Here is a 23,808-nt window from a genome sequence, read left to right as displayed (position 1 = left end):
ATTGCAGGACGATTCAACCTAGAGGCATCCCCCCTGCATGACTGATTTAAAAAACGACGCCAACTTGTCACCCACTGACTCTATGAGACCCTCTACTGAGCCTGTCTCCCCTTTAAAAGGTAAGACAGCCACCAAGCTGGCGCTGCTGTATGACATCGCTATGCTGGTCGTTATCATTATTGACTTAGCCATCATCAGCCTAGATTTGCTGCTTATGAGTAAGTTTGCCGCTCAAGTGGCTGAATGGCTCAGTTTATCTGAATCTTTAGGCATCTATGTCGATAACATCCACCATCCACTCAGGGTTTTGGGTGGGTTTTTTACCATTTTTTTAATGGCAGAATTGGGGCTACGTTGGCTGTTGGCCATTATCAGCAAACAGTACACTCGGTGGTTCTTTTTTCCTTTCGCTCACTGGTATGAAGTACTTGGCTGTTTTCCCCAATTTCGGGCGTTACGTCTGCTGCGGGCATTTTTTATCGGGCGTAAGCTTTATCAGCTAGGCTATCAGGTTCTACCCAAAAAATGGATAGCCACCGGTAAGTTCTATTATGACGTGGTATTTGAAGAGCTCTCTGATCGAGTGATTTTGACCGCCACTGATAACTTGCGTCAACAGTTCGCTGACGAAAAAGCGCATCAGCGCTTTATCGAAGACACTCTAAATAAGAACCGGCCTCACATCCAGTCTATGCTTGCCTCTTTGCTCAAGCAGCAGTTGGCGCCGCAGCTACAACACATGGCACGCAGCCAAGCCACCCGCGAGTTGTCCGAGCAAGTGGGTATAGCCGTACAAGAGGCACTTAACAACACCCCTGAGCTGCGTCGTTATTTGCGCTTGATTCCTATTGCCGGCACCCTTATTGAAGGCCAGTTGCACAGTGTCAGCCAAAACATAGGTGAGAACATCACTCAAACCCTATTCACTCATTTAACTCAGCCGCATATTACTGAAGCCATTATCGATGAGGTGGCCCAAACTATCGCCTATATTGACCTCAGTAATCCTGAGCTAGATGCCTTACTATCAGGTATCATCAATGACGCTTTGAGCGCTTTTGAAGCTCAAGTAAAAGTACAACAATGGAAACACCAAGAATACTTGCATCTGTAGCCTATAATTATAATAATCGTAGGCTGACGCTCATAAAATCAGATCCAAGTTAACGCTCTTTATCCCCCCTATCTAAGCCGGCTTATAGGACAGAGCTTGTTTCACCAATAACCCTAATTAAAAAAACTTTGCTGTTTTGATCTTTAAGGATTTACTATGACCGCCGCCACTGAGGTTACCCCTGCATTAAAAATGTTTGGCAAAATGCTCACCTTTACCCGTATCAAGTTAGAAACCGATAATTTAACAGAAATTGAAGCTTATCTATCGGGCCAACTAAGTAATAAAGACAGTCAAATCCCAGTAATTATTGACAGTGATATTGAGCAAGATTTAGACGCTTTGGTTGAGCTATTTTGGTCTTGGGGACTTCAGCCTATTGGCGTGGTCACAGGGGTGTTAGATGACGCAGCCAAGGCCAAGCGCTTGGCAATCTTCCCAGGCGATGGGAAGCGTATTGAGCGCATCCGTCCAATCAAAAAGGCAGTGGTCAATGAACCGCAAGCAGCAGTAAATGCCACTCAGGCCACCCAGAACATGGATGGCTCACAGAGCATCAGTCCCACTCAAGGTCAAGATCTCGTCACTGAGCCTTCTGCCGATACTACATCGGCTACTATGCAAGCGGCCAATACTAACAGCGACATCATCTCCGAAAGCCATAGCGACTTTGGCAGTGTGGATGCCATGACCACCTTGTTTTATGATCAGATGCTGCGCTCAGGCCAAAGCATCAATCATGTGGGCGGCGACTTGGTATTGACCAACAGTGTTAATAACGGTGCTGAAGCCATTACCGACAACAGCTTACATGTCTATGGCCGAGCGCAAGGTCGCTTGGTAGCCGGTGCCACAGGGGACAAAGATGCACGTATCTTCTGTCAGCGCTTTAACCCCTCACTGGTATCTGTGGCTGGAACCTATTGCTTAAATGATAATATTCCTCAAGAGATGATTGATAAGCCGGTTCAAGTTAGATACGTTGAGGGACAAGGCTTGGTGTTTGAGATTATTACCGATAACTGATAACAGTGAATCAAACATCTGGGGCACAATCGGTTGAATACCGCTTGTGCCAATTTTAATCGATTATACCTAAAGCTTTGATAGCAAAAATTTACCTTTAATAGTAATAAAATAGAAATAAAACTCTGTATTAAACTTACACGTAATAAGCACTCAAAGCCTTTATAATCAAGCGAATGCTATGACTTTAAGGTTATCTGTGATAATCTAGAGCCACAAAATTTGACTTTTTGGTGCATTTGTATTTTGTGTTGTCGACTACAAAATGTCGCTCACAGGGTAAGTCAACACTGTCCCTAAAAAGTGCGCCTAATCTTATAACAGTTATGGGCACATTCTGCCCATTTTCATATTCATAGGAGTATGCCATAGTGGCAAAAATCGTTGTAATTACCTCAGGTAAAGGCGGTGTCGGAAAAACTACGACCAGTGCTTCATTTGCCGCAGGTCTAGCATTGCGGGGTTACAAAACTGTTGTCATCGACTTCGATGTGGGCTTACGTAACCTTGACTTACTTATGGGCTGCGAAAACCGTATCGTCTATGATTTCGTTGATGTTATCTCAGGCAATGCCCGTTTGTCACAAGCCTTGGTAAAAGACAAACAGCTAGAGAATCTGTACATCTTGCCTGCCAGCCAAACCCGTGACAAAGACGCCCTAACCGATGAAGGGGTGGCTGAAGTTATCGATGAGTTGTCTAAACAGTTTGACTATATTATCTGTGACTCTCCGGCCGGTATTGAGCGCGGTGCTCAGTTGGCCATGTATCATGCAGATGAAGCCATCATCGTCACCAACCCTGAAATCTCCTCTGTACGCGATTCGGACCGCATTATCGGTGTTCTGCAAAGCCGTACCAAAAAGGTAGAAGAAGGCACAGGTACCGTTCGTGAGCACTTGGTAATCAATCGCTATAATCCTGAACGTGCGGCTGCCAAAGAGATGATGGATATCGACACCATCTCTAATGACATCCTAAAAGTGCCTTTATTAGGTGTGGTGCCTGAGAGCAATAGTGTACTAGAAGCCTCAAACCATGGTGAACCAGTCATTCATAACCCAGACTCAATTGCGGGTCAATGCTATGAAGATATCGTGGCGCGTTTCTTAGGGGAAGAAAGACCATTACGTCACATTGATGTTAAGAAGAAGAGCTTCTTGCAACGCTGGTTTGGGGGTTAAGGATGTCAACACGAAAGAAAGGATTTTGGAGCGCTCTGTTTGGGACAGAAACCAAATCATCAGGCAGCGCCAATACAGCTACTGAGCGACTGAAAGTTATCGTTGCCAGTGAAAATCGTCTCAATTCACGCTTAACTGCTGACCGTATCGAGAAAATGAAACGTGAAATTCTTGAAGTGGTGAACAAGTACGTTAATGGGGTGCAAATCAACGATGTAAACATCAATCACCGTCATGAGGACAACCTTGACGTGTTAGAGATGAACATCAACTTACCTGACGCCAAATAATGGTGTTATTGAGGTATGACAGGTAATTTTTACTAAAAAGCCTTATCTCAAGCTATACCTAAAAAGCCGCCCTCAATGAGGGCGGCTATTTTAATTTTAGGCTGAAGCTATTTGATGCGCGCTAAGATATTGTCTTTTTTGATAAATTGATGCTGCAGCGCGGCTAAAATGTGTAATGCTGTGAACGCCAACAAGGCCGGCCAGAACACATCAGTATGTAATTCATTGATAAAGCGCGCCTGGCTGCGATCAGTGGTCAAAACACTGGGTAAATCAAATAAGCCAAACACCTCAATACCACGTCCCCCATACCAAGTCATCAAAATACCTGAAAGTGGCATAGCAAATAACAGCACATAAAGCACTAAATGGCTAATGTGTGACAACGCGGTCTGCCACTTTGGCATGACCACAGGCGCTGGTGTCGGACTAATCACCCTGACAATGACACGAAAAATCATCCAAAGCAGTAGGCTTAAGCCAAAGGATCTATGCAGGTCTATAAACGTATTGCCATCTGAGTTTTGATGTAAGGTAATCATCGCCCAAGTAATGACCAGTAATAAAGCACTGCCCCAATGAAACAGCTTAACGGCACGCGACCACATAGTGGGTCTTAAAGGGGTTACTGCATTTGTGTTAACAGACATAGGTTACCTATATTGAGTGGAACTCAAATCAATAAATACCAAAAAACGTTTAGATAATAACTGAGTATTATAAGGGACTGAACGCTATTATGGTAACCTGTGATTATTTTGAGTTATCGCATTTTTTTATGGGGGCAATTACTTTGTTTTATACAGCATCTTAGCAAGCTTGGCTAAGTCTGGTACCACAAAGACCTGTTGGTCTAGTATTACCTCTTGAAACACAAAGTTAGGCGCCGTACTGGCTGTGGATATAGGGCTGGTATCAAGGTCTTTGATATCCGATACTTGGATATAACGCTCGGTTAGCGCCCCCTCAATCAATAAGCCGAGCCGTTGTTGCTCACTACTGCCCTCTAAAATAACCATTGTTGTTGGGGCCGCATTGGTCAAGAGCAAAGAATATACAGCCAGCGGTTGCTGCTGCCATTCGTAACTGCTTACTCGCTCAGAACAGGCCATACTGTCCAAGATAAGTGCGCTCGGCACTATCCAGTCGGGCTGAGTGCCACGTGGAATGATAGTGATGTTTAGGCCACCTTGATTGAGCATTAATAGGGGGCTAATTTTCAGGGAGGATGGGCTGTTTTTCACGACTGCTGTGCCTTATTAAGAGAGTGTATGACATGAGGCTTGGCGACTACTGGGAGTGTTTGGTGATGAGCATTGCTGGTAGCTGCTGATTGTCTATCCCCTTTGCTTGGTCATCACTGATAAGTTAGCTGATGAGATTTTGAATAAGCGCCACCAGTTTCGCTTCTTGGAATGGCTTGCCCAGGTAGGCATTAACCCCTATTTTTAGCGCCCGCTGACGGTGCTTATCACCGCTACGCGAAGTAATCATAATGATTGGCATATGACTGATAGCCTGATTGTGACGCACATGGGTAGCCACCTCAAAGCCATCCATACGTGGCATCTCAATATCAAGTAGCATTAAATCAGGGCGCAAGGTTTGTAGCATCTCGACTGCCTCTACCCCGTCACGAGCAACATGAGCTTGATAACCCTGTCGCTGTAGCATGCGTGCGGTTACCTTGCGCACCGTTACCGAGTCATCAACAATCAAGATTTGTGGTTTAATGGATTTGGTAGCAGGCGCTGGATTTTGAATGACCCGCTCAGGTTGTGTACCGCCACTTAATCGACTCTGAGCACTTATGGGAAGCGATGCTTTACGTATCAAGGCCTGCACATCTAAAATAAGCATGACCGAGCCTTCAGCCGTAATGGTGGCAGCCGATAAGCCAGCGATGCTTGATAGCGGACGGCCTAATGGCTTAACCACCACCTCAGAGCGTGAGCCTATAATCTCATCGACATGTAGCGCAAAGCTTTGTCCAGCGTGATGTTTAATTAACAGCACCGGTAAGCTGTCTTGCGTATCGAATACTTTAACATCCACCGTCTCACCGGATAGCAGCTGGGTCAGATAGCGCACTCGATACGGTTTACCCCCCACATTAAGCTGTGCCGACTCATGACCGCCCACGGTATTTGGCGATCCATTTTGATTGCGATTACGCTTAGAATCATACAAACTGCGCAAACGTTGTGCCGCTATTCGCTCAATCCGTTCAATTTGTAATAAAGGCACGGCATAAGTTTGATCCCCTGCCCGAACCACCAGAGCCTCAATCACCGCAAGGGTCAGTGGTAATGTGAGGGTGAACTCTGTCCCTTGATTAGCACTGGAGTGCACGGTGACGTTACCCCCCAGCTGGCGTACTTCATTGAGCACCACATCCATGCCCACACCGCGCCCTGATATCTGCGTGAGGCTACTGGCGGTCGACAGCCCTGCATGGAAGATATACTGCATCACTTCCAGATCACTTAAGGTATTGTCTTGGGCAGCCATAAGCCTGCAAGCGATTGCTTTTTTACGCACAGAATTGACATCAATACCTTGACCGTCATCTTTAACACGAATGACAATTTCGCTGCCTTTTCGGCCCATCTCAATGATGATATGACCTGTGCGCGGTTTGCCTAACGCTTCGCGCTGATCTGGCGTCTCTAAGCCATGATCGATGGCGTTGCGAACCATATGCTCAAGTGGTGCAGTGAGACGCTCAAGCACAGTTCTATCTATCTCATCTATATCGGTGATGAGCTCAAGCTTGGCCTCTTTACCCACCTCATTTGCGGTCTGTCGAAGCGTACGCTGCAATCTGGGCAGTAGCCGCGAAAAAGGCACCATCCTTGAGCTCATCAGCCCCTCTTGCATCTGGGTCTGAGTCTGTGACAACTGCAGCAATAAGCTCTCCGTCTCACGGGTCTTGCTGCGCAAACTGGTTCTAATCTCCAATAAGTCTGACGCCGATTCGGACAAAGACTTGGACAACTGATTAAGCGCTGAGTACTGATCCATCTCAAGCGGATCAAAGCTTTGATCGGCTTGTAAGACGTGGTCCTCAATCTGAGAGCGTATCTGAGCCTCAAGCTCAATATCCATACGCCGCAACTGCTCTGCCAGACGCTGTACGGTAGACTCCATCTCACTTAACGTACCTGCCACGCTGCTCATATTGAGTTCAATACCTGAACGACGAATAGCCGACTCTGCCGATAAATCAATCATCTGCTCCATCAGCTTGGCAGGCACCCGAATCATCTCGTTGCTGCTATCTTGCGTCGCACCACTCTGAGATCTTAGCAAGCTAGGTGGCATCTGACTGATATCATGGGCACTCTGTTTGTGGTCAATGTTTTCAGTACTTTGAGCCTTTGGCGCCTTATTTTCAGCCATTATAGTAGCTTTAACAGAGACTTTATCATGGTCAGCCGCAGTATCCCCCTCTGTGTAAAGCTGAATCGGCTTAACATCAGACTCCGGTAGTCGCTTGCTACGTACTATGGTCTGCAGTTTGGCCACCAGCTCAGGCACAAAAAATGACTGCCCTTGACGCACCAAACTGTCTACTTGAGCGGATAAGGTATCTTGTACTGACTGCATCAGTGCCACCCAATTAGTATCAGGCACAATTTGCTGATCTAACAAATACTCGTATAACGTCTCCGCTTCATGTGTCAGCTCAGCTAAGCTATCTATACCAGCCATGCGTGCCCCACCTTTTAAGGTGTGTAGATAACGCAGCAAAACGTTAACCGGTGCTAAATCCGCTGGGTTTTGTTGCCATAAGCGCAACTGCTCTTGGCTATCTGTATCAAGCTGCTGTGCTTCTTCTATAAAGATGGCAAGCAGCTCAGCATCTGCCTCGGTGTTTTGTTGTTCGTTATCATCGCTTAAACCCTGTTTGCTTTTAGGGTCAGCACTGAATCGGTTTATCAAAGGTCGGCTGGCCTGAGCTTTATTTAACTCATCACCGAGCTGAGCCAATAATGTGTCATCCACTTTGAGCGTCATGCGACCTGCCAAAGCGTCAAATAAGCCAGTCAACTGCTCGTGCACGGCAATCAAAAGAGCAAGCCTTCGGCGGTCGTGCAGCCATTTTTGAGCAAGTTCAATGTCATTACTAAATGCTTGATATACCAACTGCAAACAATTTAGGACATTGATAAATTTGGCAGAATGACCCACACGTAAGCTCAGCTGCTTAATTTGCTGAAGCATATCGTCCACATAACCTTGAAGGCTTTGCTGCGATAAAGACTGCTCACTGCTTTGTTCAGCTTCATTATCCTCTATCGGCTCATTTGTTGTATGTGCCAACGGCAACAGACGCCATTCTGCATCTAATAGGTCATCGATGCCGTCAATCAGCTCAGCCACACTAAGAGCCACATGACTACCAATATCGCTATCTAGCTCTTTGACATCATCATGATGCTCAACTATTGGCTCATCTATTGGCTCATCTATTGGTGCATCTATCGGCGCATCTTTTAGGCCAACATGGTACTGGGTGTCATTATCGCGTGTCTGTTCTAAATACAGATGCAGATACTGCTGCTGTAAGTGACTTTTTATCAGTTCAATTGATTGCCTCAAGGTGTCCGCATAGCTTGGAGTGATCAGCTGATCGCTTTGTTGCAGCTGCTCTAGATCTTGCTCTACTGCGGCACTTAACTGGCTAATGGTGGTTAAAGATTGGCTACTGGCTGCCCCTCGCAAGGTATGGAAGGCGCGCAGCAGCTTGTCATCGACCTCAAAGCTTGATGAGTCTTGGTGTTGTGCCAGCATAGCGTCGATACTTTGCAGCAGTTCAGTGGCCTCTGCCATAAACACCTGCGCCAGCTCTGCCTCATCAATGGCATTATCTACACCGTTTCTAAGCGCAGTACTCTGTGCCGGTGCAGCGGCGTCTAAAGACAGCGGTAGGCGCTGAGGCAGATGAGCCTGGTTGTCATTTATAGCTTCGATAGCTTCAGAAAGCTGTGGCTGAAGCAGCTGCCAATCATCAGACTCTGTGTGTTTGTTGTTGGCATATAAGTTAGCAGCGGCTATCTGATCTACTATCTTTGAGGGATAAAGCGGCGGCTTGTCTGCAGAAGCAGGCTCAGCGAATATCGCTACCAGCGCTGGGTATTGTGCCACCACTTCTGTGAGTAACTGCCAGATGCCTGTCGTCGACTCAATACTGTCATCTAAGAGCCGATTAAGCATGTTTTCAATGGCCCAAGCCAGCTCAGCGATGGTATGTGCTCCAGCCATACGCCCCGACCCCTTTAGCGTATGAAAACCGCGGCGCACCTCACCGAGCTGCACTTTGTCCTGCAAGCGAGGTGTAAGCTGAGCCATTGCTTCGGTTATCGCTTGTAGCACCTCTTGTGCTTCCTCAACGAAGATTTGCTTTATTTCAACATCACAGTCGGGGTCATCGCTTGGCAAATGCACCTCATCGACAGCGCTTTTTAATAACTCAGATAGACCAGCGGCTTTAGTGCTGTGTAAAGATGCCAAAGATTGGCTGTGCTGAGTGCTTGAGTCAGGCTTAGTGGGGTAAGTTTTAGAATGGGACAGACGTTTGTAACCGCGCTTATCATAAAGCGCGCTGTCAGTGGCAAAGTCCATCTGTTTTGGCTGACTGCTCGTTAGGGTTTGATCTAAGCTCAGCTCAGTATCATAGCGGGCAGGCAGCGCAATAACTACCTGGTCGTCCTCAGTGCTGTTATTCTCTTGCTTAACCTGAGTTGGTTTAATATCGTGCTCAGGTTTGTGTTTGCTATTTTTTTTCAGATGGCCTTTTACAGCGCCTGTACTAAGCTGCTGTAAATGCTGTTCACATTGATGCAAAATATCAGGCTGATACGTACCAATTTCTACATAATAGCTCAGCTCTTGTAACAGCTGCTTACTGGCAGTAACCACCGAAGGCAATACTTGAGGGCTAAGCTGTTGGGAGCTTACAGCACAAGTCGTGTTATAAATAGCCTGTGCCACATTCGCAAAATCAACCAAATCAGCACTGTGCAGCTTTTCAAAAACTTGCTGATAGCCGTGACAAATCTGCGCCAAGTTGTCAGCGGTGGCAGGCTGCTTAAGCTGTTTATTATGCAGTTCAAGCAGCTGCTGTTTTAGTAGCGGTAGCATCCAGCGGGCGGTGAATAAGGCATTTGGCTGATCGCTCATTATTTATCCTTTATCACCAGTTGGATCTTGCTCAAGCTTAAAGCCAGAAACTGATTTTTGTAACGAGGCGGCCATCTCATTGAGCTGACCCACAGAGCGGACAGTTGCACGTGTACCTGCAGTGGTCTTAGAGGTTATCTCTTGAATCACCCCCATGGTCTGTGAGATGTGACCGGCAGAGCTGGCCTGAGCTTTGGCCTCGTTAGAGATCTCTTGGATTAAAGAGGCCAAGCTGTTGGAGACAGTCTGCACCTCTTTTAGTGCCTCGCCTGCATCGGCTGCAAGCTTAGCCCCTTGCACCACCTCAGCGGTGGTGGACTCCATCGACATCACCGCCTCATTGGTATCGGCCTGAATGGTTTTTACCAAGGTGTCAATTTGCTTGGTGGCATTGGCTGAGCGCTCGGCTAGGCGTTGTACCTCATCAGCCACCACGGCAAAGCCTCGACCTGCTTCACCTGCCATCGACGCCTGAATGGCCGCATTAAGCGCTAAGATATTGGTTTGATCAGCAATGTCACTGATCAGACCCACAATCTCACCAATCTCTTGTGACGACTCACCCAAGCGCTTGATGCGCTTAGAGGTCTCTTGAATTTGCTCACGAATGGTGCTCATTCCATTGATTGAGCGTTGCACCACTTGCGCCCCATTATGGGCAATCTCTACCGAACGCTCTGCTACCGAAGTCGACTGCGAAGCATTGGAGGAAACCTGCTTGATAGATAGCACCATATCATTGATGGCTGAGGACACATCACCAATCTTTTGTGATTGCAGCTCAGAAGCTTGTGCCAGCTCAGTGACATTAAGCTGGGTATGGCTTGATGACTCAGCCACAGTAAAGGCGGTGCGGTTAATGGCTTGCACCAGATGACGCAACTGATCGATGGCGTAGTTCACTGAGTCAGCAATGGCCCCTGTAATGTCTTCTGACACTGTGGCACTGACTGTCAAATCCCCGTCAGCCACATGCTCAAGCTCATCAAGTAGACGCAAAATTGCCGCTTGGTTTTGCTCATTTTCTTGCTGTACTGCTCGTGCCCGCTCAAATTGCGCATCCATCTCATCACGCTGACGCAACGTTTCTTTTTCAATCAATAAACGCTGAGTGAGATTATTGGCTTGATACAAACGATACAGGGCATAAATGCTGCCAAGCAAACTGAGCAAAAACAACAACGCTGGAATAATAATTATCTTGCGTGACAATAAGCTGCGATCTACCTGCTGCAAGTTCTGCTGGGTTTGTGCGGCGAATAGGCTCACCTTATTAGCGCTTTGTTGTCGCTCAAGCGTAGGCATAGTACTCTGCTCATCACCTACCTCATCTTTTGCCTGACCACTATTAATCACAGACTCAACTTCAGGCTTAACCATTTGCCACTGCTGATTGAGGTTTTGATAAATACTTGGGTCATCTAAGGCGTAGGTCTGCACTTGATTTAATGCAGCTTGATAGGTGATTAGGTCATCGGGTAATTGCTGCTGAGCGCTCATGCCTTTTTGAGGAGGGGTTGAGAATATTGCCTGATTGACATGACGTACCAAGGTGCTTGAAGCCACCTCTAATTGATTAATGCTGCTGACATATCCTGCGACCTTGCTGATGCTAATGATCAGATAAATGATGCTTATAACGCCCAGCACCCCTAAGCCTAATAGGCCATAAATCCATTTTTTTTGAGGCTGAGCGGTATTGTGGGCAGGCCTTTTCGCTGCATCTTTCATTCATCGTTCCTTAAGGTTAATTCTTATTACTGCGCATTGGAGCCTTAGCATAAGGTATAGGGCATACAGCGTAGTTGATGGTCCCTCATGACTACTCTTAAAGCCTTAAAATTGGCTCAATCTTACTTTCAGAAAATTATAACTGTGTTGGTAAAAGCGCCTCTATTATTTAAAGGGATACTTCCAAAAACCTAGGATCGGCTAACAATAAGCTTGGCCTAAATATCGGCCAAGCCTCAAGCTCGGTATCGGTAACAAATTGACCATGGGTATAGGGTAAAAAAGGGGCGCCAGCTGGCAGGTGCTCAGGCAGGTAATGCTTAGGTAAGAAGTTTTTTATGTGCCATACGGTATCGACCAATAGCCCGACTGCTATGTCTTGCTGCTTAACTACCAGTACTTTACGACGGTTTAATTGTTCCGCTGTACCAGATAGGTTGACAAAGCTTGCCAAATCCACCAAGGGCAACAGTTGACCACGTATGTTGGCAATCCCTAACAGCCACGGCTTGCTCATAGGTACCTCCGTTAGGCTGTTAGGGAAGCTGATAACCTCGGTCACCTCACCAATGGGGGCCACAAAATTTAGCCCAGCCACACAAAATGCCACTCCCTGCCATGGGGTATCCATCCCTTGCTGACGCTCCACTTGGCGTGATTTGGCCATATGCTCTATGCGCAGTAACTCAATAAATCCCTTTAAAGCCACAATTGCTACCCTATGACCGAGTCGATGGTAGTCAGCAGTTCGGTCTCATTAACAGGCTTAGTTAGATAAGCCTTAGCGCCTTGTCTTTTGCCCCACACCCTATCGGTTTCTTGGTTTTTGGTGCTGATCATCACCACAGGAATATGACCTGTAGCCTCATTGCGAGTAATCTTACGTGTGGCCTGAAAGCCGTTCATTTCAGGCATAACAATATCCATTAAAATGGCATCGGGTAAGTGCATTTGCGCCATCTCAACCCCTTGTTGACCATCAGACGCTTCTATCACTTCGTAGTTATTTTTTATCAATAACTCCCGAAAACGAGCCATCTCAGATTGTGAGTCTTCTACCACCAAAACCTTGTGCATGTGTTGTCCTTACTATCGATTCCCTGCGTCTTTTATAAGCCCGGCTCTGTGCTTTGTATTTCCTAATTTTTGGGTACTACTTTTAGCATAAAACCAGCCGCTTAACGGTCGGCCTTGTGATGCTGCTGAATGGCCGTATATAGCTCATCTTTACTAAAGGGCTTGGTCAAATACTCATCTGCCCCCACAATGCGTCCGCGCGCTTTATCAAACAGACCATCTTTTGAGGACAACATAATCACTGGGGTATCGGCAAAGTCTTTGTTATTTTTTACAATGGCGCAGGTTTGATAACCATCTAAGCGCGGCATCATCACATCAATAAAGATAATCTCAGGCTTGTAGTCGGCTATCTTGGCCAAAGCCTCAAATCCATCTACTGCAGTGACCACATCACAGCCCACTCTTTGTAATAACATCTCGGCTGTACGTCGAATGGTTTTTGAATCATCAATCACCATCACCTTTAGCCCCTCAAAACTTATGTCCATTGCACCTACCCTATATGTAAAACGCTTTTTTTAAACAGTTTTTATCTTTATTGGTACGCTAATATGATATCCACTGCTTGTTTGATATGCGCTTTTGCCGCTTATCTAAGCCTTTAGTTATCTGATTTACTCACAGTTACCCTCACAGTTACTCCTGTCATTTTTAGCATAAAAATACAGGGTTTACTACTTGTTTCCCCATAGACACTCAAAGTTTTTAATGACAACCCTCTCTAAGCAGTTAATTTAATCACATTAATCACTGTCAATCCGCTTTATACTGTACTTAGCTTATCTCTATTAGGCCATATAGATGGTGTATTATCAAACCCACTGTATATTTTTATTTGACAGTTGTGGCAATCCAGACAATTTAGGCTTAACAATCTGTGTGTAACAATAGCGAGAAAAAGTAACAAACTGTGTATTGTTATGATAGGCACACCTTAGGCATTATAGTTATAATAGTGCTTACTGGGCGTGCAACATTTATTTACACCGGCTCAATTGTTAATGGCATTTATAGCCCCATTAAGCCCTTAAGTTAAGCCATTTTATTACTTCGGCACTTAATTACTTAAGGTCATAAAAGATAGGCCCTAACTTAAAACAGCCGCCCAAGCTGTTAATAACCAATAATCATCACAAAATTAACAGCCAAGCCAGATGATTCAATTTTTATAATTTTTAAGGATAGTTATGAGCAAGCAAATACTCCTGATCGAAGATGATCCTGATTTAGCAGAATTAATTAGCGATTACTTGGCAATGAATTATTATGAGGTGCACCATGCGCCCACAGGTCAAGAAGGTCTTGATATTCTTGATGCCAAAGAACGCGCCATCGACTTAATTATCCTAGACTTAATGCTACCGGATATGGATGGCATGCAGGTTTGCCAAAAAATCCGTGGCGGTAAAAATAGCCAAACCAATAAAGTGCCTATCGTTATGTTGACCGCCAAAGGCGATACGACCGACCGAGTACTGGGTCTGGAGATGGGCGCAGACGATTATATTTCAAAGCCATTCGAACCTCGTGAGCTGTTGGCTCGTATTCGTGCCGTACTGCGTCGCCATGAGCAGCCAAATCAAGCCGACAGCCAGTCTGACAGCTTAACGTTTGGCCGCTTAAGCGTATTCCCTGATAGTCATGAAGTCACCATTGATGACAAGCCTGTGCGTTTAACCACCCATCAATTCCAGTTGCTCCACTACTTCGCCACCCATGCAGGCAAGGTATTAAACCGTGAGCAGTTGTGGCAAGCCATGCCCAATGATGATAGCTCAGATAACATTGATCGCGCAATTGACGTGCACATCTCAAGACTGCGTGCATTAATTGAAGACAACCCACGTCAGCCTAAACGCATCATTACTGTGCGCGGTGTCGGCTATCAATTTGCTACCGATCAAGTTTAATTCGGTTCGATATTCTACAATTGATATTCTACGGTTGATATCTACCATCCATTGAGGGTCTAAGCAAAACCGGTTGGCTTAGACCCTCAATTACTCTCATCTAGATTAGATAAGCTTATGCCCCGACTGCCTCGATTTGGTTTTACCTCTGTTTTTAATAAGCTATTTACCAGTGTGGTGTTGACGCTGGTTTTTTTTGCGGCGGCCATGATTACTTTGATGAACATGGTGCACAACAACTCTGCAGATGCAAGATGGGAGGTACTGGCAAAACAAATTGTCAGCCAAGTTGACCCGTTTATTGACGAATTAGACAATGCCACTACCATGAACGAGCTGTTACAGGCCCGATTTATGCTGGCTGTCATAAAAAAAAGCTTCGATGTTTTTGATGAATCCCTACAAGCCAAAATGGGGCTTTATGACCGCAAGGGTCATTTGTTAATTCAAACTGACGATAGCGACTTGCCCAAGACCCTACCCGAGGACCCCTCGTTAATCTCGCGTATGCTACCGGCTTTTTTCTCCTCGGATCAGGTGAACGTGCAGGCCATGAGTGATCGTGGCTATACCTTGCTGTATGAGCCACGCAATCCCCCAAAACGCTCTGAATTATGGGCGGTACTTAATATATTCACCGGTACTTTGGCCTTAATTGGTCTGATGTCGGCCGTGCTGTGGTGGATTGCGCACTCTATGACCTGGCGCATTAATCAGATGAGCAAACAGATGGCTCAGCTTGGTGAGGGTAATTTTAGTGTGCGAGTGCCTGCCAAAGGGACGGATGAGATTGCCAGTCTGGCACGCGGCTTCAACCAAGCAGCACAAAAAATTGAGCAGCTTATCAATGCCAATAATCTATTGCTGGCGCATGCTTCACATGAGCTACGCACGCCCATTACTCGTATTCGCCTGCAGATTGAGATGATGGAGATGCTGTCTAATGAGATGTCCGAGGGCACCAAAGCCAAGTTCCATAAACGGGCACAAGCTGTCAATCGTGACCTCACTGGCCTCAATGACTTGGTGGAGAGTATCTTACTGGTGAGCCGTTTAGATGCCGGTCACGCTGCCCAAGCAAATGAACGCTTTGACTTTTTTGAACTGGTCAATCAAGAGTGCCAGCATTACCCTGAGGCCACTTTATACGGCAAATCTTTGGTAATTGAAGGTCAGCCTAAGTTGCTGATTCATTTGATACGCAATCTTTTAAATAATGCCCTTATCCATGGTCAGCCGCCCATTGAAGTGCATGTTTACGGCGTGGTCAATCAAAAAGATGCGCTGTATCCGCCCAAACAGCTGCTGGATCAAATTGCGCTATCACATGCTGAAGATGAGCTAGAAGTGGTAGAGGAATTAGCTGAATACGAGAGTGAGGCGAATTTACCAGCGCTCGGCACAGAGCTGGCAAGTGAGGAGGTAGATCAATCGCCTGAGCAAGATGAGGATGAGCACCAAAGCCTAATCTCTGACGCTCAAGAGGTCGCCGATGACCAAAGCGCAGACAGCACACCCAATACAGTCGCTGCTAAAGAGGCAGATGAGGGTAAAGATAAGGCCGACAAGCTCAAAAAAGTCGATAAAAAAGCAAAATCTGAGAGATCTAAGCTCAATGACATGAGCTTTGCCAAACGCTTACGCCGGCCAAAAGCTGAGCCCATTGCCCAGCCCAACTATGTGGTATTGGCGGTGATAGACCAAGGTAAGGGCATTCCAGTTGATAAGCGTGAGGAAATATTTAGTCCCTTTGTGCGGCTACAGCAGCAAAAGAAAGGGTCAGGACTAGGTCTGTCCTTGGTGGCACAAATTGTAGAGGCACATAATGGCCGCATCCGCACCGATACCTATAATGGTCGTACCCGCTTTATCGTGCTGTTACCAGTCAATGATAAGGTGACGGTGGAGAAACCGAGTTTTTCTTAATAAAAAATGCCCCTGCTATTACCTCACGTAAGCTTACGGATCACCTGAGGGACACGGACGGTGATACGACTCGCTGCTACTCTACTGGGGTAATTGTCATTAGAAGAGCGAGGCCAATCTGCACTCTAGTCGGCAAAAAATATCTGTTTGGCCAATCTAAAAGTGTTGCAGTGGGCCTCTACCACCTGTTCCACCTCTTCTGAATATCCGCCGCCCATGACAATGGCTATTGGGATATGATGCGCTTTGGCCTGAGTTAGCACAAACTCATCACGTGCTTTGCAGCCCTCTAAACTTAGGGCCAGTTTACCCAGCTTATCACTGGCCAGCACATCGACCGCTGATTGATAAAAAATTAAATCAGGCTCATGCTCTGCAATTAACTTAGGCAAGGTGTCTTTTAACAGAGTCAGATAAGTGGCGTCATCGGTATCATTAGGCAAATCTATGTCTAAATCTGAGGGCGGCTTACGAAATGGGTAGTTTTTTTCACCGTGCATACTAAACACAAATACCCGAGGCTCATTGGCCATAATACTGGCATTGCCATTGCCTTGGTGCACATCTAAATCCACAATCAAGATTTTGCTTGCCTGCCCTCGCGAGAGCAACAAATTACTGGCAATACACACATCATTGAACACACAAAACCCCTCACCATGATCGGCAAAGGCGTGGTGTGTACCACCTGCGACATTAAGAGACACCCCGTACTGCTTGGCGTACAAGGCACACTCATAAGTGGCATGGGCAATATAACGCCCCCGCTCAACCAACTGAGGTGTCATCTCAAAGCCGATAGCACGGGCTTCTTTGCGTGGTAAGGTTTGGGTTTTTAATTTATCCCAATACTCAGGAGTATGGGTGGTTAGAATCTCTGCCTCGCTGACCTTGTCCGGTGCAAAAAAGTTGTCCTGAGTCAGTGTGCCTTCTGCAAGTAAACGCTCAGGTATCAGCCGATATTTTTGCATCGGGAAACGGTGTTTTTCGGGCACGTCATATAAGTAAATGGGTGAAAAAGCAATTTTTAACATAACCGTATAATCATAATATCTAAGCTACTGCGTCACTCGGGTAGGCAAAAAGAAGGTTTTATCCATCTGCGCCTTGTGCAGCTCTTGTAATATGGTGGATAACTCAAAGTCTTCAGGATTACTGGCCAATAAGTCACTAAATAAGGGAGAGAAAGAAGCCGTCATTGCCATCACCCCTTTGAGCAAGTAACTGATGACTGTAGGTGGTACGATACCACCGCTGGCATTGATAATCGGCTCTAAATCTAACGAGTTTTTAAAGCGGATCTCGCCATCTCGAATATCAATCTCTACGCAGCCGAGCATCATATCGTAGTTCAGCTGAGTGGCCAGTGCCAGGCCTGCTTCTAAGTGGGTTTCAGGTAAGCTAAATGGCAACACACCATACATGGCCACCAGCTGGGTGTGCTCATGGACTCGTATCACACAGCCCCACTCTACTTCATTGGCATCAGGTGTGCTGCCTGTGCCAGGTCGTCTTTGCCCCTCACTGCTCTGATCAGCATCAATATCATAGTCACCCATGGTGTCATTATAGTAGCGCATTGCCATAGAAATATGGTGCACGTTTCGTTTAGTAATGCTGCCTTGGTATTTTTGGGTCTGGTTGCCGGAGGGAGTATCTGCCGTCTCTTCACTTGAGTCGTTAACCTCACTGCTTTCGACCGGATCATGATAATAGTAGTTTAAATCGCTGGCTTCCAAAAAATCCAAAATACTATCGGTAATGGGGTTTTGCGAATACTGAAAAGAAGCGGTGCGCATTTTCATGTTATCGGCATTATCTAGATTAGATAAGCTGATAAATTTGGCAGGCGCTTCATCCACTGCTGCGGCATCGATACTGTCCTCATCAGAAAAATAACTGGTGCTTTCGTAGCCACTGGGGGCCATCTTATGCGCATCACTGGTGCCAGGCTGCTGTGTGCGACTTTTTTGATAATCGTATCGCTCGCGTTTAGGTGGCTGTGCTTGCATCACATCTGCTGTTAGCCGCTCAGGTGAGGCTTGCTGGTCGAGCTCAAAAGCTGACGTAAGCTCCTGATGCTCAGCATTAGACATCTGTGTTGGCTCACGCGTCTGACTCAATGGCGGCGTGGCCGAAGACTCAGAGAAACGGTGCGCTGTGGTCAACGTCTCGGCCTCACTTTTTATGATATCGGACTTTGCCGTTATTAAATATTTTAATCGTTGCCAAAAAGATGGCTTTTTTTGTGAGCTCATAATAGGGACAATACGTTAGTTGTGGGTCGAGGTTTGATATACTATGCACTATAATCTGTATCAGGCGATGGCCTATTAAAGCTATATGACGGCTAGGCGCTCCGATTGCAATAGCCTGAGCGCCACAAACACGGACATAAATGCCAACAGCTTTACAGTTAATATCTCTATATTAAAGCACAATCACCTCACACTGCGCTAAAAACGCACATGGAGGCGAGTTTATTTGTAACTTGGACCGCTTGTGTCGTCAAAAGTATGGCGGCAAATGCAGTATAAGGTCCATTACGCGGCATAAATCACAAGGGATACCCTAAACTCACACTAATGCGTAAGCTTAGTTGTCTGTCCACCTTTTTATACATCAGGCCACCATGCACCCCACAACCTCGACACATTCAGCTCATATAAATGCCTCTGATAGCCCCTCTACACCGGTGCTGGTCTTACAAGACCTTACCGTACAGCGTGGCGACTTTCCACTGTGTGAAGGGGTGATGCTGCAGCTGTATACTGGCGATATTTGCCATCTTATTGGTGCCAACGGTACCGGCAAAACCACGCTATTGATGCAATTGGCCGGACTATTACCGCTGCTTGAAGGCAAGGTGCTGTATCAAGGCCAAAGCAGCTTACCGATAGCGCCTGTCTATGTTTCACATCAATTGGGTATCCATCCAAGCCTCACCGTTAAGCAAAACCTTAGTTTTTTATTGAACCTGTATGGTATTGAGCCAAGCAATGCTCAAATTGAAGCAGCACTGGACTGGGTCGGACTGTCAGGGTTTGAGAACATGGGTAGCAATCAGCTCTCAGCGGGTCAAACCCGCCGTGTTACCTTAGCGCGTTTGTACCTGATGACGCCACAGCACACGCCTTTGTGGCTATTAGATGAGCCGTTTACGGCATTGGATGTGGCCATGGTGGCACGGTTGCAGCAGCAATTAAACAGTTTTGTGAACGCAGGCGGTGCGGTATTAATGACCAGTCACCAGCCGGTAGAGGTCGCCAATAAGCAGCTGGATTTATCTGGTTACCTGCCCTCTTATTCAGGCAGTGATGATTTAGACAGTGATGACAATTTTGCGTCATATGCTTATGATGACGATCACTATGACCCTAATAATCAGGGAACACTATGAGCCACAACCCATTAAACCCAAACCAAGCAACTTCTGTTGGTATCAGCACTGCTCGACTATGGCGCCGTGAATGGCAGGTCAAGCAGCAAGGCGCCGTTCAATGGCTGTATCCTTTGGTGTTGTTTTTGGTGATTATCACCTTATTTCCACTGGCAGTCGGCAGCGAGCCACAATTACTGCACCGACTAGGCGTGCCGGCTGTATGGATAGCGGCTCTGCTGTCGTTGGTGATGGGCGTAGATGATTTGTTTAAGCCGGCAATGGACAATGGTACCTTAGCACAGCTGATTGTCTCTAAGACCTCATTACCGCTTTGGGTGCTTATTCGTCTTAGCATTCACTGGATATTTAGCAGCGGCTTTGTGGCACTTTTAAGCCTACTGGCGATACTGTTATTTGGATTATCTTGGGAAGAAGCGGGTGCACTTTTGGCCTCTATTGTCGTGGGTAGCCCCATGCTGCTTATGCTATCGGCCATCGCCAGCAGCCTGACCTTATCTTTAAAAAATGGCGCAGTTTTGGTGCCTTTAATTGCCTTGCCGATGCAGTTGCCGGTGCTGATATTTGCCACAGGAGCGGTTGACTTGTACGCGACAGGCCTCAATGGTCTGCCCATATTGGCCTTATTGGCAGCCGGTAGTATCTTATCGATCCTCATTACACCTTGGGTGATTGCTATGACTCTGAAGATGGCATGGCTTAACTGAGGCCAATATTTGCTATAATAGTTAAACATTAGATAAAGTATTCATTGTAGTAGGCACTACGGCAGGCGAGCCCCTTTATATCAGGAATCCATGGCTTAACTTACCGAGCGCCTCACTGACTCGTGTGTGGGACTGTTTGCCCACACTTCCTTGCTCACACTGTGGCTTACAAGGTCGTTTTATTATGCCAAACGCTAATTTATCACCTCAAAACCCGGGCTTTTTTTCACGCCTATGGCAGGGCTTTTTGGCCACTGTTGGTACCCGTGAATTCTTTCGTATCTTCACGCCTTGGGTAAAGTGGCTGGCGGCATTGGCCACTATTATGTTGGTAGTCGGCAGTGTTTGGGGACTGGCCTTTGCGCCACCTGATTATCTACAAGGCAACAGCTATCGCATTATTTTTATCCATGTGCCTGCTGCCGGTATCGCCTTATCTATTTATTTTGCGCTTGCGGTACTGGGCGTGATATTTTTGGTGTGGCGTATTAAGACCGCCAACCTAGTGGCTCAAGCAATCGCCCCCATCGGATTTATGCTGTGTGTTTTAAGTTTAATAACAGGATCAATTTGGGCCAAGCCGACCTGGGGTACTTTTTGGGTATGGGATGCTCGCCTGACCTCAATGCTGATTTTAGCGTTTTTATACGCAGGTGTGATGGCGCTATTTGCCGCCTTTGAGCATTCACCAAACCGCGGTAAAGCTGCTGCTATTTTATCGATTGTGGGTGCAGTTAACCTACCCATTATCAAGTACTCAGTAAACTGGTGGAACACCCTACACCAAGGCTCTACCATTACCCTCACTGAAGCACCAAAGATGTCATTAGATATGTTGGCGCCTTTACTATTGATGATTATTGGTAGCTACCTGTTGGTGGCCGCCTTAGCCATTTATCGCACCAACACCCTTATCCTACGCCGCGATCAAAATAAGGCTTGGGTCAAAGAATATGTGCGTGACGCCAAATAAAGGAGCGACTTATGCAGCCGTATTTTTATAGCTTTCAAGAGTTTTTGGCCATGGGTAAGCATGGTATGTATGTCTGGAGCACCTGGGGTCTTACCTTAATTGTGGTACTGGGCTTTGTCTTATATAGTGTGCACCAACGTCGCCAACTGGTCAAAGATCTAAAAATCCAGCATACCCGTCAACAGCAGCGCAAGCAAGCTCAGCGCCGCCCGTAAGCAATACTCTATCTGACTAAATTAGGCCTGTTTTTTGGCGCATGTTTTTATAATGGCTCAAAAACAGAACCCAACTTTTGCAACAACACTCAATGATTTGAGCGTATTAAATAAAAGGCAATCTTATGAATGCTGTACGTCGTAAAAAACTGATATGGGTCGCGGCTACTTTAGCAGGCGCTATTATTGCCGTGCTATTGGTCATCTACGCCATTGGGCAGCAGACTGACTATTACTTTGACCCGACTGCTATTGCTGCTGGGGACGCACCTCAGAATAAACGCATTCGTGCAGGCGGTATGGTGGTGAAAGACAGTGTGCGTCGTGACCCTAACGATGACTTGAAAGTACAGTTTGAGATCACTGACTTTAATGCCACCGTGCCTGTCAGCTATCAGGGCATCTTACCGGATTTATTTGCAGAAAACTCCGGCGTTGTTGCCACAGGAGAGATGCAAGGCAAGGTGTTCGTTGCCAGCGAAGTATTGGCCAAGCACGATGAGAACTATATGCCTCCTGAAGTTGCCGCCTCGTTAAAAGAAGACCATGCTGCCAAAGGGGTTACGCCCACCTCAGAGCAGTTTAGTCCCGCCATTCCAGTCAAACAAACAGCGGGCGAAGGTAACCACACCACAAGCACCTTACAAGAGTAATGCGGCCATCTGCTAAGGGCAGATAACTTATCCCAAAAAAAGGCGGAGATAGCAATTATCTCCGCCTTTTTTAATCGCTCATTTTAGACACCTTAATCTTGGCGTAACCAGCGTAGCCAAACTTCATGGCCAATAAAGAACAGCACTGCTAAGAAAAATGGCAGAAGGTAATACAGCAGTCTAAACACCAGCAATACAGCCAGTAGATAGGTCTTATCGACTGTGGGCAAAGAGGCCATCATGGTCAATTCAAAAACACCAAGTCCACCAGGCACATGACTTAAGATTGCCAAAATCATCGACTGGATAAAAGCTGAAAACACGGTGAAATAGCCAACACCAGCATCATGCGGCAATAATAAATACAGCACAAAAGCCACACTGGCTAAGTCCACAATAGAGATGATAATCTGCTTAATCATCATCGTCGCAGGCGGTAAATCAAAGCGCCAACCTTTTACCTGAATATGGCGGCCTTGTCTGCCCGACCAAGCTATTAGACCAGCTACCATGGCAAGTAGGCCCAAGCCCAAACTACGAATCACCGACGCATTGCGCAAAAAATCAGGGATATCAATAGAGACTTCTGCCAACTGCAAGTCGAGCTGATTCATCATAGTGACCGTGGCTTCTGGGTTAAATGCCAAGGACAAAGATACCAAGGTAGTAATACCAAAGGTAAAAGCCATGGATACCAACCACACCACATTGGCGATATTTTCAGGGCGTATCTTATTGACCCCATACATCCTAAAACGGACACCAGAGGCGGACAAAATGGCCAGCCCTATGGTGTGACCGATCGCATAAGCCGTAAACGAGGTAAACGCCACCTTTTTAAACGGTAGAGCGATATTCATGTGTTTAAAGGCGATGGTGTCATATAGAGTAAGCACCAAATAGCCAAAGGCAACCACCAATAATGCCCAAAAGATATCTAAATTGGGGATTTGTTCAATGGCTAAAAAAATCTCGGAGAGGCTAATGCTGTGGGTGATGGTGTATAGGGTTTTTATGGCAAGTACGAATATAACCAATGCCAATAAAAAAAGCACACCTCTAAGCAAGATGGCTTTTGGATTTATGACGGTTTTTAGGTTAATAGACATACAGGCACTTTATCAAGACGCTATAAATTCAAAGAAGATTACCGCTGTGAATAACAGACTGATAATTATAGTGCATATAATAACAGTCTGAGCCCTCAGTTTGTGTATTAATGCGATTTAGCGGGCATTTTAGGCACAAATTTTTTTTACTTAAAGTAGCGATTAAATAACGGACACAAAAAAACGAGCCAAAGGCTCGTTTTTTTTGATTCATCTAAAGTAATGAGTGTTTAATGATCACCACTTTAAATCATCATCGCTAATTAGATAGCTGTGATACCGTGGGCTTGTGGGCCTTTAGCAC

Annotated in this window: 20 protein-coding genes and 1 pseudogene; 11 read left to right on the top strand and 10 right to left on the bottom strand. The window is 46.2% G+C overall.

What is annotated here, in order from left to right:
• The first annotated feature begins 37 nt into the window (after window positions 1–37).
• The 4 genes from JMX92_RS08960 to minE all read left to right on the top strand — a co-directional run bounded on the left by JMX92_RS08960 (window position 38) and on the right by minE (window position 3,614).
• Window positions 38–1,114 (top strand): hypothetical protein, encoded by a 1,077-nt coding sequence (locus JMX92_RS08960; protein WP_201545274.1) that lies wholly within the window; start codon window positions 38–40, stop codon window positions 1,112–1,114.
• 156 nt (window positions 1,115–1,270) lie between these two features.
• The gene (gene minC / locus JMX92_RS08955) at window positions 1,271–2,140 is read left to right on the top strand and encodes a septum site-determining protein MinC (RefSeq protein ID WP_201545272.1); all 870 of its coding nucleotides are present in this window, start codon (window positions 1,271–1,273) and stop codon (window positions 2,138–2,140) included.
• Between the two features lie 371 nt (window positions 2,141–2,511).
• The gene (gene minD, locus JMX92_RS08950; RefSeq protein ID WP_011961363.1) at window positions 2,512–3,324 is read left to right on the top strand and encodes a septum site-determining protein MinD; all 813 of its coding nucleotides are present in this window, start codon (window positions 2,512–2,514) and stop codon (window positions 3,322–3,324) included.
• 2 nt (window positions 3,325–3,326) lie between these two features.
• Window positions 3,327–3,614: a cell division topological specificity factor MinE gene (gene minE / locus JMX92_RS08945; RefSeq protein ID WP_011961364.1), complete on the top strand. Its 288-nt coding sequence runs from the start codon at window positions 3,327–3,329 to the stop codon at window positions 3,612–3,614.
• 107 nt (window positions 3,615–3,721) lie between these two features.
• Here the strand turns inward: minE and JMX92_RS08940 are convergent, their stop codons facing one another.
• The 7 genes and pseudogenes from JMX92_RS08940 to pilG form a co-directional block, all read right to left on the bottom strand.
• On the bottom strand, window positions 3,722–4,264 hold the full coding sequence (locus tag JMX92_RS08940; RefSeq protein ID WP_201545271.1) for a cytochrome b: 543 nt from the start codon (window positions 4,262–4,264) through the stop codon (window positions 3,722–3,724).
• A gap of 138 nt (window positions 4,265–4,402) precedes the next feature.
• Window positions 4,403–4,858 carry a hypothetical protein gene (locus JMX92_RS08935; protein ID WP_201545270.1) on the bottom strand — a complete coding sequence of 152 codons (456 nt, stop codon included), beginning with the start codon at window positions 4,856–4,858 and terminating at the stop codon, window positions 4,403–4,405.
• 124 nt (window positions 4,859–4,982) lie between these two features.
• On the bottom strand, window positions 4,983–9,800 hold the full coding sequence (locus JMX92_RS08930; protein ID WP_201545269.1) for an Hpt domain-containing protein: 4,818 nt from the start codon (window positions 9,798–9,800) through the stop codon (window positions 4,983–4,985).
• Between the two features lie 3 nt (window positions 9,801–9,803).
• Window positions 9,804–10,979: pseudogene (locus JMX92_RS08925) on the bottom strand (methyl-accepting chemotaxis protein); the annotation flags it as partial.
• A 721-nt stretch (window positions 10,980–11,700) separates the two neighbouring features.
• Complete coding sequence (locus tag JMX92_RS08920; RefSeq protein WP_201545264.1) at window positions 11,701–12,240, bottom strand: chemotaxis protein CheW; 540 nt, start codon at window positions 12,238–12,240, stop codon at window positions 11,701–11,703.
• A 5-nt stretch (window positions 12,241–12,245) separates the two neighbouring features.
• Entirely contained in the window at window positions 12,246–12,608 is a 363-nt protein-coding gene (locus JMX92_RS08915) for a response regulator (protein ID WP_155587319.1), read from the bottom strand.
• Window positions 12,609–12,709: 101 nt separating this feature from the next.
• Window positions 12,710–13,099: a twitching motility response regulator PilG gene (pilG, locus tag JMX92_RS08910; RefSeq protein ID WP_201545262.1), complete on the bottom strand. Its 390-nt coding sequence runs from the start codon at window positions 13,097–13,099 to the stop codon at window positions 12,710–12,712.
• 699 nt (window positions 13,100–13,798) lie between these two features.
• Here pilG and JMX92_RS08905 point away from each other — a divergent pair.
• Both JMX92_RS08905 and JMX92_RS08900 read left to right on the top strand, forming a co-directional pair.
• A complete protein-coding gene (locus JMX92_RS08905) occupies window positions 13,799–14,521 on the top strand; it encodes a response regulator transcription factor (RefSeq protein WP_011961373.1) in 723 nt (240 codons plus the stop codon).
• A gap of 117 nt (window positions 14,522–14,638) precedes the next feature.
• Window positions 14,639–16,447, top strand: a complete 1,809-nt coding sequence (locus JMX92_RS08900; protein ID WP_201545258.1) for a sensor histidine kinase — start codon at window positions 14,639–14,641, stop codon at window positions 16,445–16,447.
• 125 nt (window positions 16,448–16,572) lie between these two features.
• Here the strand turns inward: JMX92_RS08900 and JMX92_RS08895 are convergent, their stop codons facing one another.
• Together JMX92_RS08895 and JMX92_RS08890 are read right to left on the bottom strand one after the other, a co-directional pair.
• Window positions 16,573–17,481: a histone deacetylase gene (locus tag JMX92_RS08895; protein ID WP_011961375.1), complete on the bottom strand. Its 909-nt coding sequence runs from the start codon at window positions 17,479–17,481 to the stop codon at window positions 16,573–16,575.
• A gap of 24 nt (window positions 17,482–17,505) precedes the next feature.
• Window positions 17,506–18,705, bottom strand: coding sequence for a hypothetical protein (locus JMX92_RS08890; RefSeq protein ID WP_201545257.1), 1,200 nt, complete (start codon window positions 18,703–18,705; stop codon window positions 17,506–17,508).
• Between the two features lie 374 nt (window positions 18,706–19,079).
• Between JMX92_RS08890 and ccmA the strand changes: the two genes are divergently transcribed.
• From ccmA to ccmE, 5 genes are all read left to right on the top strand, one after another.
• Window positions 19,080–19,847, top strand: coding sequence for a heme ABC exporter ATP-binding protein CcmA (ccmA, locus tag JMX92_RS08885; protein WP_201545256.1), 768 nt, complete (start codon window positions 19,080–19,082; stop codon window positions 19,845–19,847).
• Window positions 19,844–20,554: a heme exporter protein CcmB gene (locus tag JMX92_RS08880; protein ID WP_227675326.1), complete on the top strand. Its 711-nt coding sequence runs from the start codon at window positions 19,844–19,846 to the stop codon at window positions 20,552–20,554. The genes ccmA and JMX92_RS08880 overlap by 4 nt, the downstream gene beginning before the upstream one ends.
• A 184-nt stretch (window positions 20,555–20,738) precedes the next feature.
• Window positions 20,739–21,527, top strand: a complete 789-nt coding sequence (locus JMX92_RS08875; RefSeq protein ID WP_011961379.1) for a heme ABC transporter permease — start codon at window positions 20,739–20,741, stop codon at window positions 21,525–21,527.
• Between the two features lie 11 nt (window positions 21,528–21,538).
• Window positions 21,539–21,742 carry a heme exporter protein CcmD gene (ccmD, locus tag JMX92_RS08870; RefSeq protein ID WP_110817096.1) on the top strand — a complete coding sequence of 68 codons (204 nt, stop codon included), beginning with the start codon at window positions 21,539–21,541 and terminating at the stop codon, window positions 21,740–21,742.
• A gap of 125 nt (window positions 21,743–21,867) precedes the next feature.
• Entirely contained in the window at window positions 21,868–22,395 is a 528-nt protein-coding gene (gene ccmE, locus JMX92_RS08865; RefSeq protein WP_011961381.1) for a cytochrome c maturation protein CcmE, read from the top strand.
• Between the two features lie 92 nt (window positions 22,396–22,487).
• Here ccmE and JMX92_RS08860 read toward each other — a convergent pair whose 3' ends face one another.
• Window positions 22,488–23,504 carry a UPF0104 family protein gene (locus tag JMX92_RS08860; protein ID WP_201545255.1) on the bottom strand — a complete coding sequence of 339 codons (1,017 nt, stop codon included), beginning with the start codon at window positions 23,502–23,504 and terminating at the stop codon, window positions 22,488–22,490.
• Window positions 23,505–23,808 lie beyond the last annotated feature (304 nt).

This window comes from Psychrobacter sp. H7-1 (assembly GCF_904846585.1).
Taxonomy (GTDB): domain Bacteria; phylum Pseudomonadota; class Gammaproteobacteria; order Pseudomonadales; family Moraxellaceae; genus Psychrobacter; species Psychrobacter raelei.
Note: the sequence above shows the minus strand (reverse complement) of the source record. Positions and strands in the feature narration are given on the sequence as shown.

What these genes read in the sequence shown, in the direction of transcription:
- JMX92_RS08960 (WP_201545274.1), top strand. Translation starts at nt 38, where the DNA reads ATGACTGATTTAAAAAACGACGCCAACTTGTCACCCACTGACTCTATG.
- minC (WP_201545272.1), top strand. Translation starts at nt 1,271, where the DNA reads ATGACCGCCGCCACTGAGGTTACCCCTGCATTAAAAATGTTTGGCAAA.
- minE (WP_011961364.1), top strand. Translation starts at nt 3,327, where the DNA reads ATGTCAACACGAAAGAAAGGATTTTGGAGCGCTCTGTTTGGGACAGAA.
- JMX92_RS08940 (WP_201545271.1), bottom strand. Translation starts at nt 4,264, where the DNA reads ATGTCTGTTAACACAAATGCAGTAACCCCTTTAAGACCCACTATGTGG.
- JMX92_RS08930 (WP_201545269.1), bottom strand. Translation starts at nt 9,800, where the DNA reads ATGAGCGATCAGCCAAATGCCTTATTCACCGCCCGCTGGATGCTACCG.
- JMX92_RS08915 (WP_155587319.1), bottom strand. Translation starts at nt 12,608, where the DNA reads ATGCACAAGGTTTTGGTGGTAGAAGACTCACAATCTGAGATGGCTCGT.
- pilG (WP_201545262.1), bottom strand. Translation starts at nt 13,099, where the DNA reads ATGGACATAAGTTTTGAGGGGCTAAAGGTGATGGTGATTGATGATTCA.
- JMX92_RS08905 (WP_011961373.1), top strand. Translation starts at nt 13,799, where the DNA reads ATGAGCAAGCAAATACTCCTGATCGAAGATGATCCTGATTTAGCAGAA.
- JMX92_RS08900 (WP_201545258.1), top strand. Translation starts at nt 14,639, where the DNA reads ATGCCCCGACTGCCTCGATTTGGTTTTACCTCTGTTTTTAATAAGCTA.
- JMX92_RS08895 (WP_011961375.1), bottom strand. Translation starts at nt 17,481, where the DNA reads ATGTTAAAAATTGCTTTTTCACCCATTTACTTATATGACGTGCCCGAA.
- JMX92_RS08890 (WP_201545257.1), bottom strand. Translation starts at nt 18,705, where the DNA reads ATGAGCTCACAAAAAAAGCCATCTTTTTGGCAACGATTAAAATATTTA.
- ccmA (WP_201545256.1), top strand. Translation starts at nt 19,080, where the DNA reads ATGCACCCCACAACCTCGACACATTCAGCTCATATAAATGCCTCTGAT.
- JMX92_RS08880 (WP_227675326.1), top strand. Translation starts at nt 19,844, where the DNA reads ATGAGCCACAACCCATTAAACCCAAACCAAGCAACTTCTGTTGGTATC.
- JMX92_RS08875 (WP_011961379.1), top strand. Translation starts at nt 20,739, where the DNA reads ATGCCAAACGCTAATTTATCACCTCAAAACCCGGGCTTTTTTTCACGC.
- ccmD (WP_110817096.1), top strand. Translation starts at nt 21,539, where the DNA reads ATGCAGCCGTATTTTTATAGCTTTCAAGAGTTTTTGGCCATGGGTAAG.
- ccmE (WP_011961381.1), top strand. Translation starts at nt 21,868, where the DNA reads ATGAATGCTGTACGTCGTAAAAAACTGATATGGGTCGCGGCTACTTTA.
- JMX92_RS08860 (WP_201545255.1), bottom strand. Translation starts at nt 23,504, where the DNA reads ATGTCTATTAACCTAAAAACCGTCATAAATCCAAAAGCCATCTTGCTT.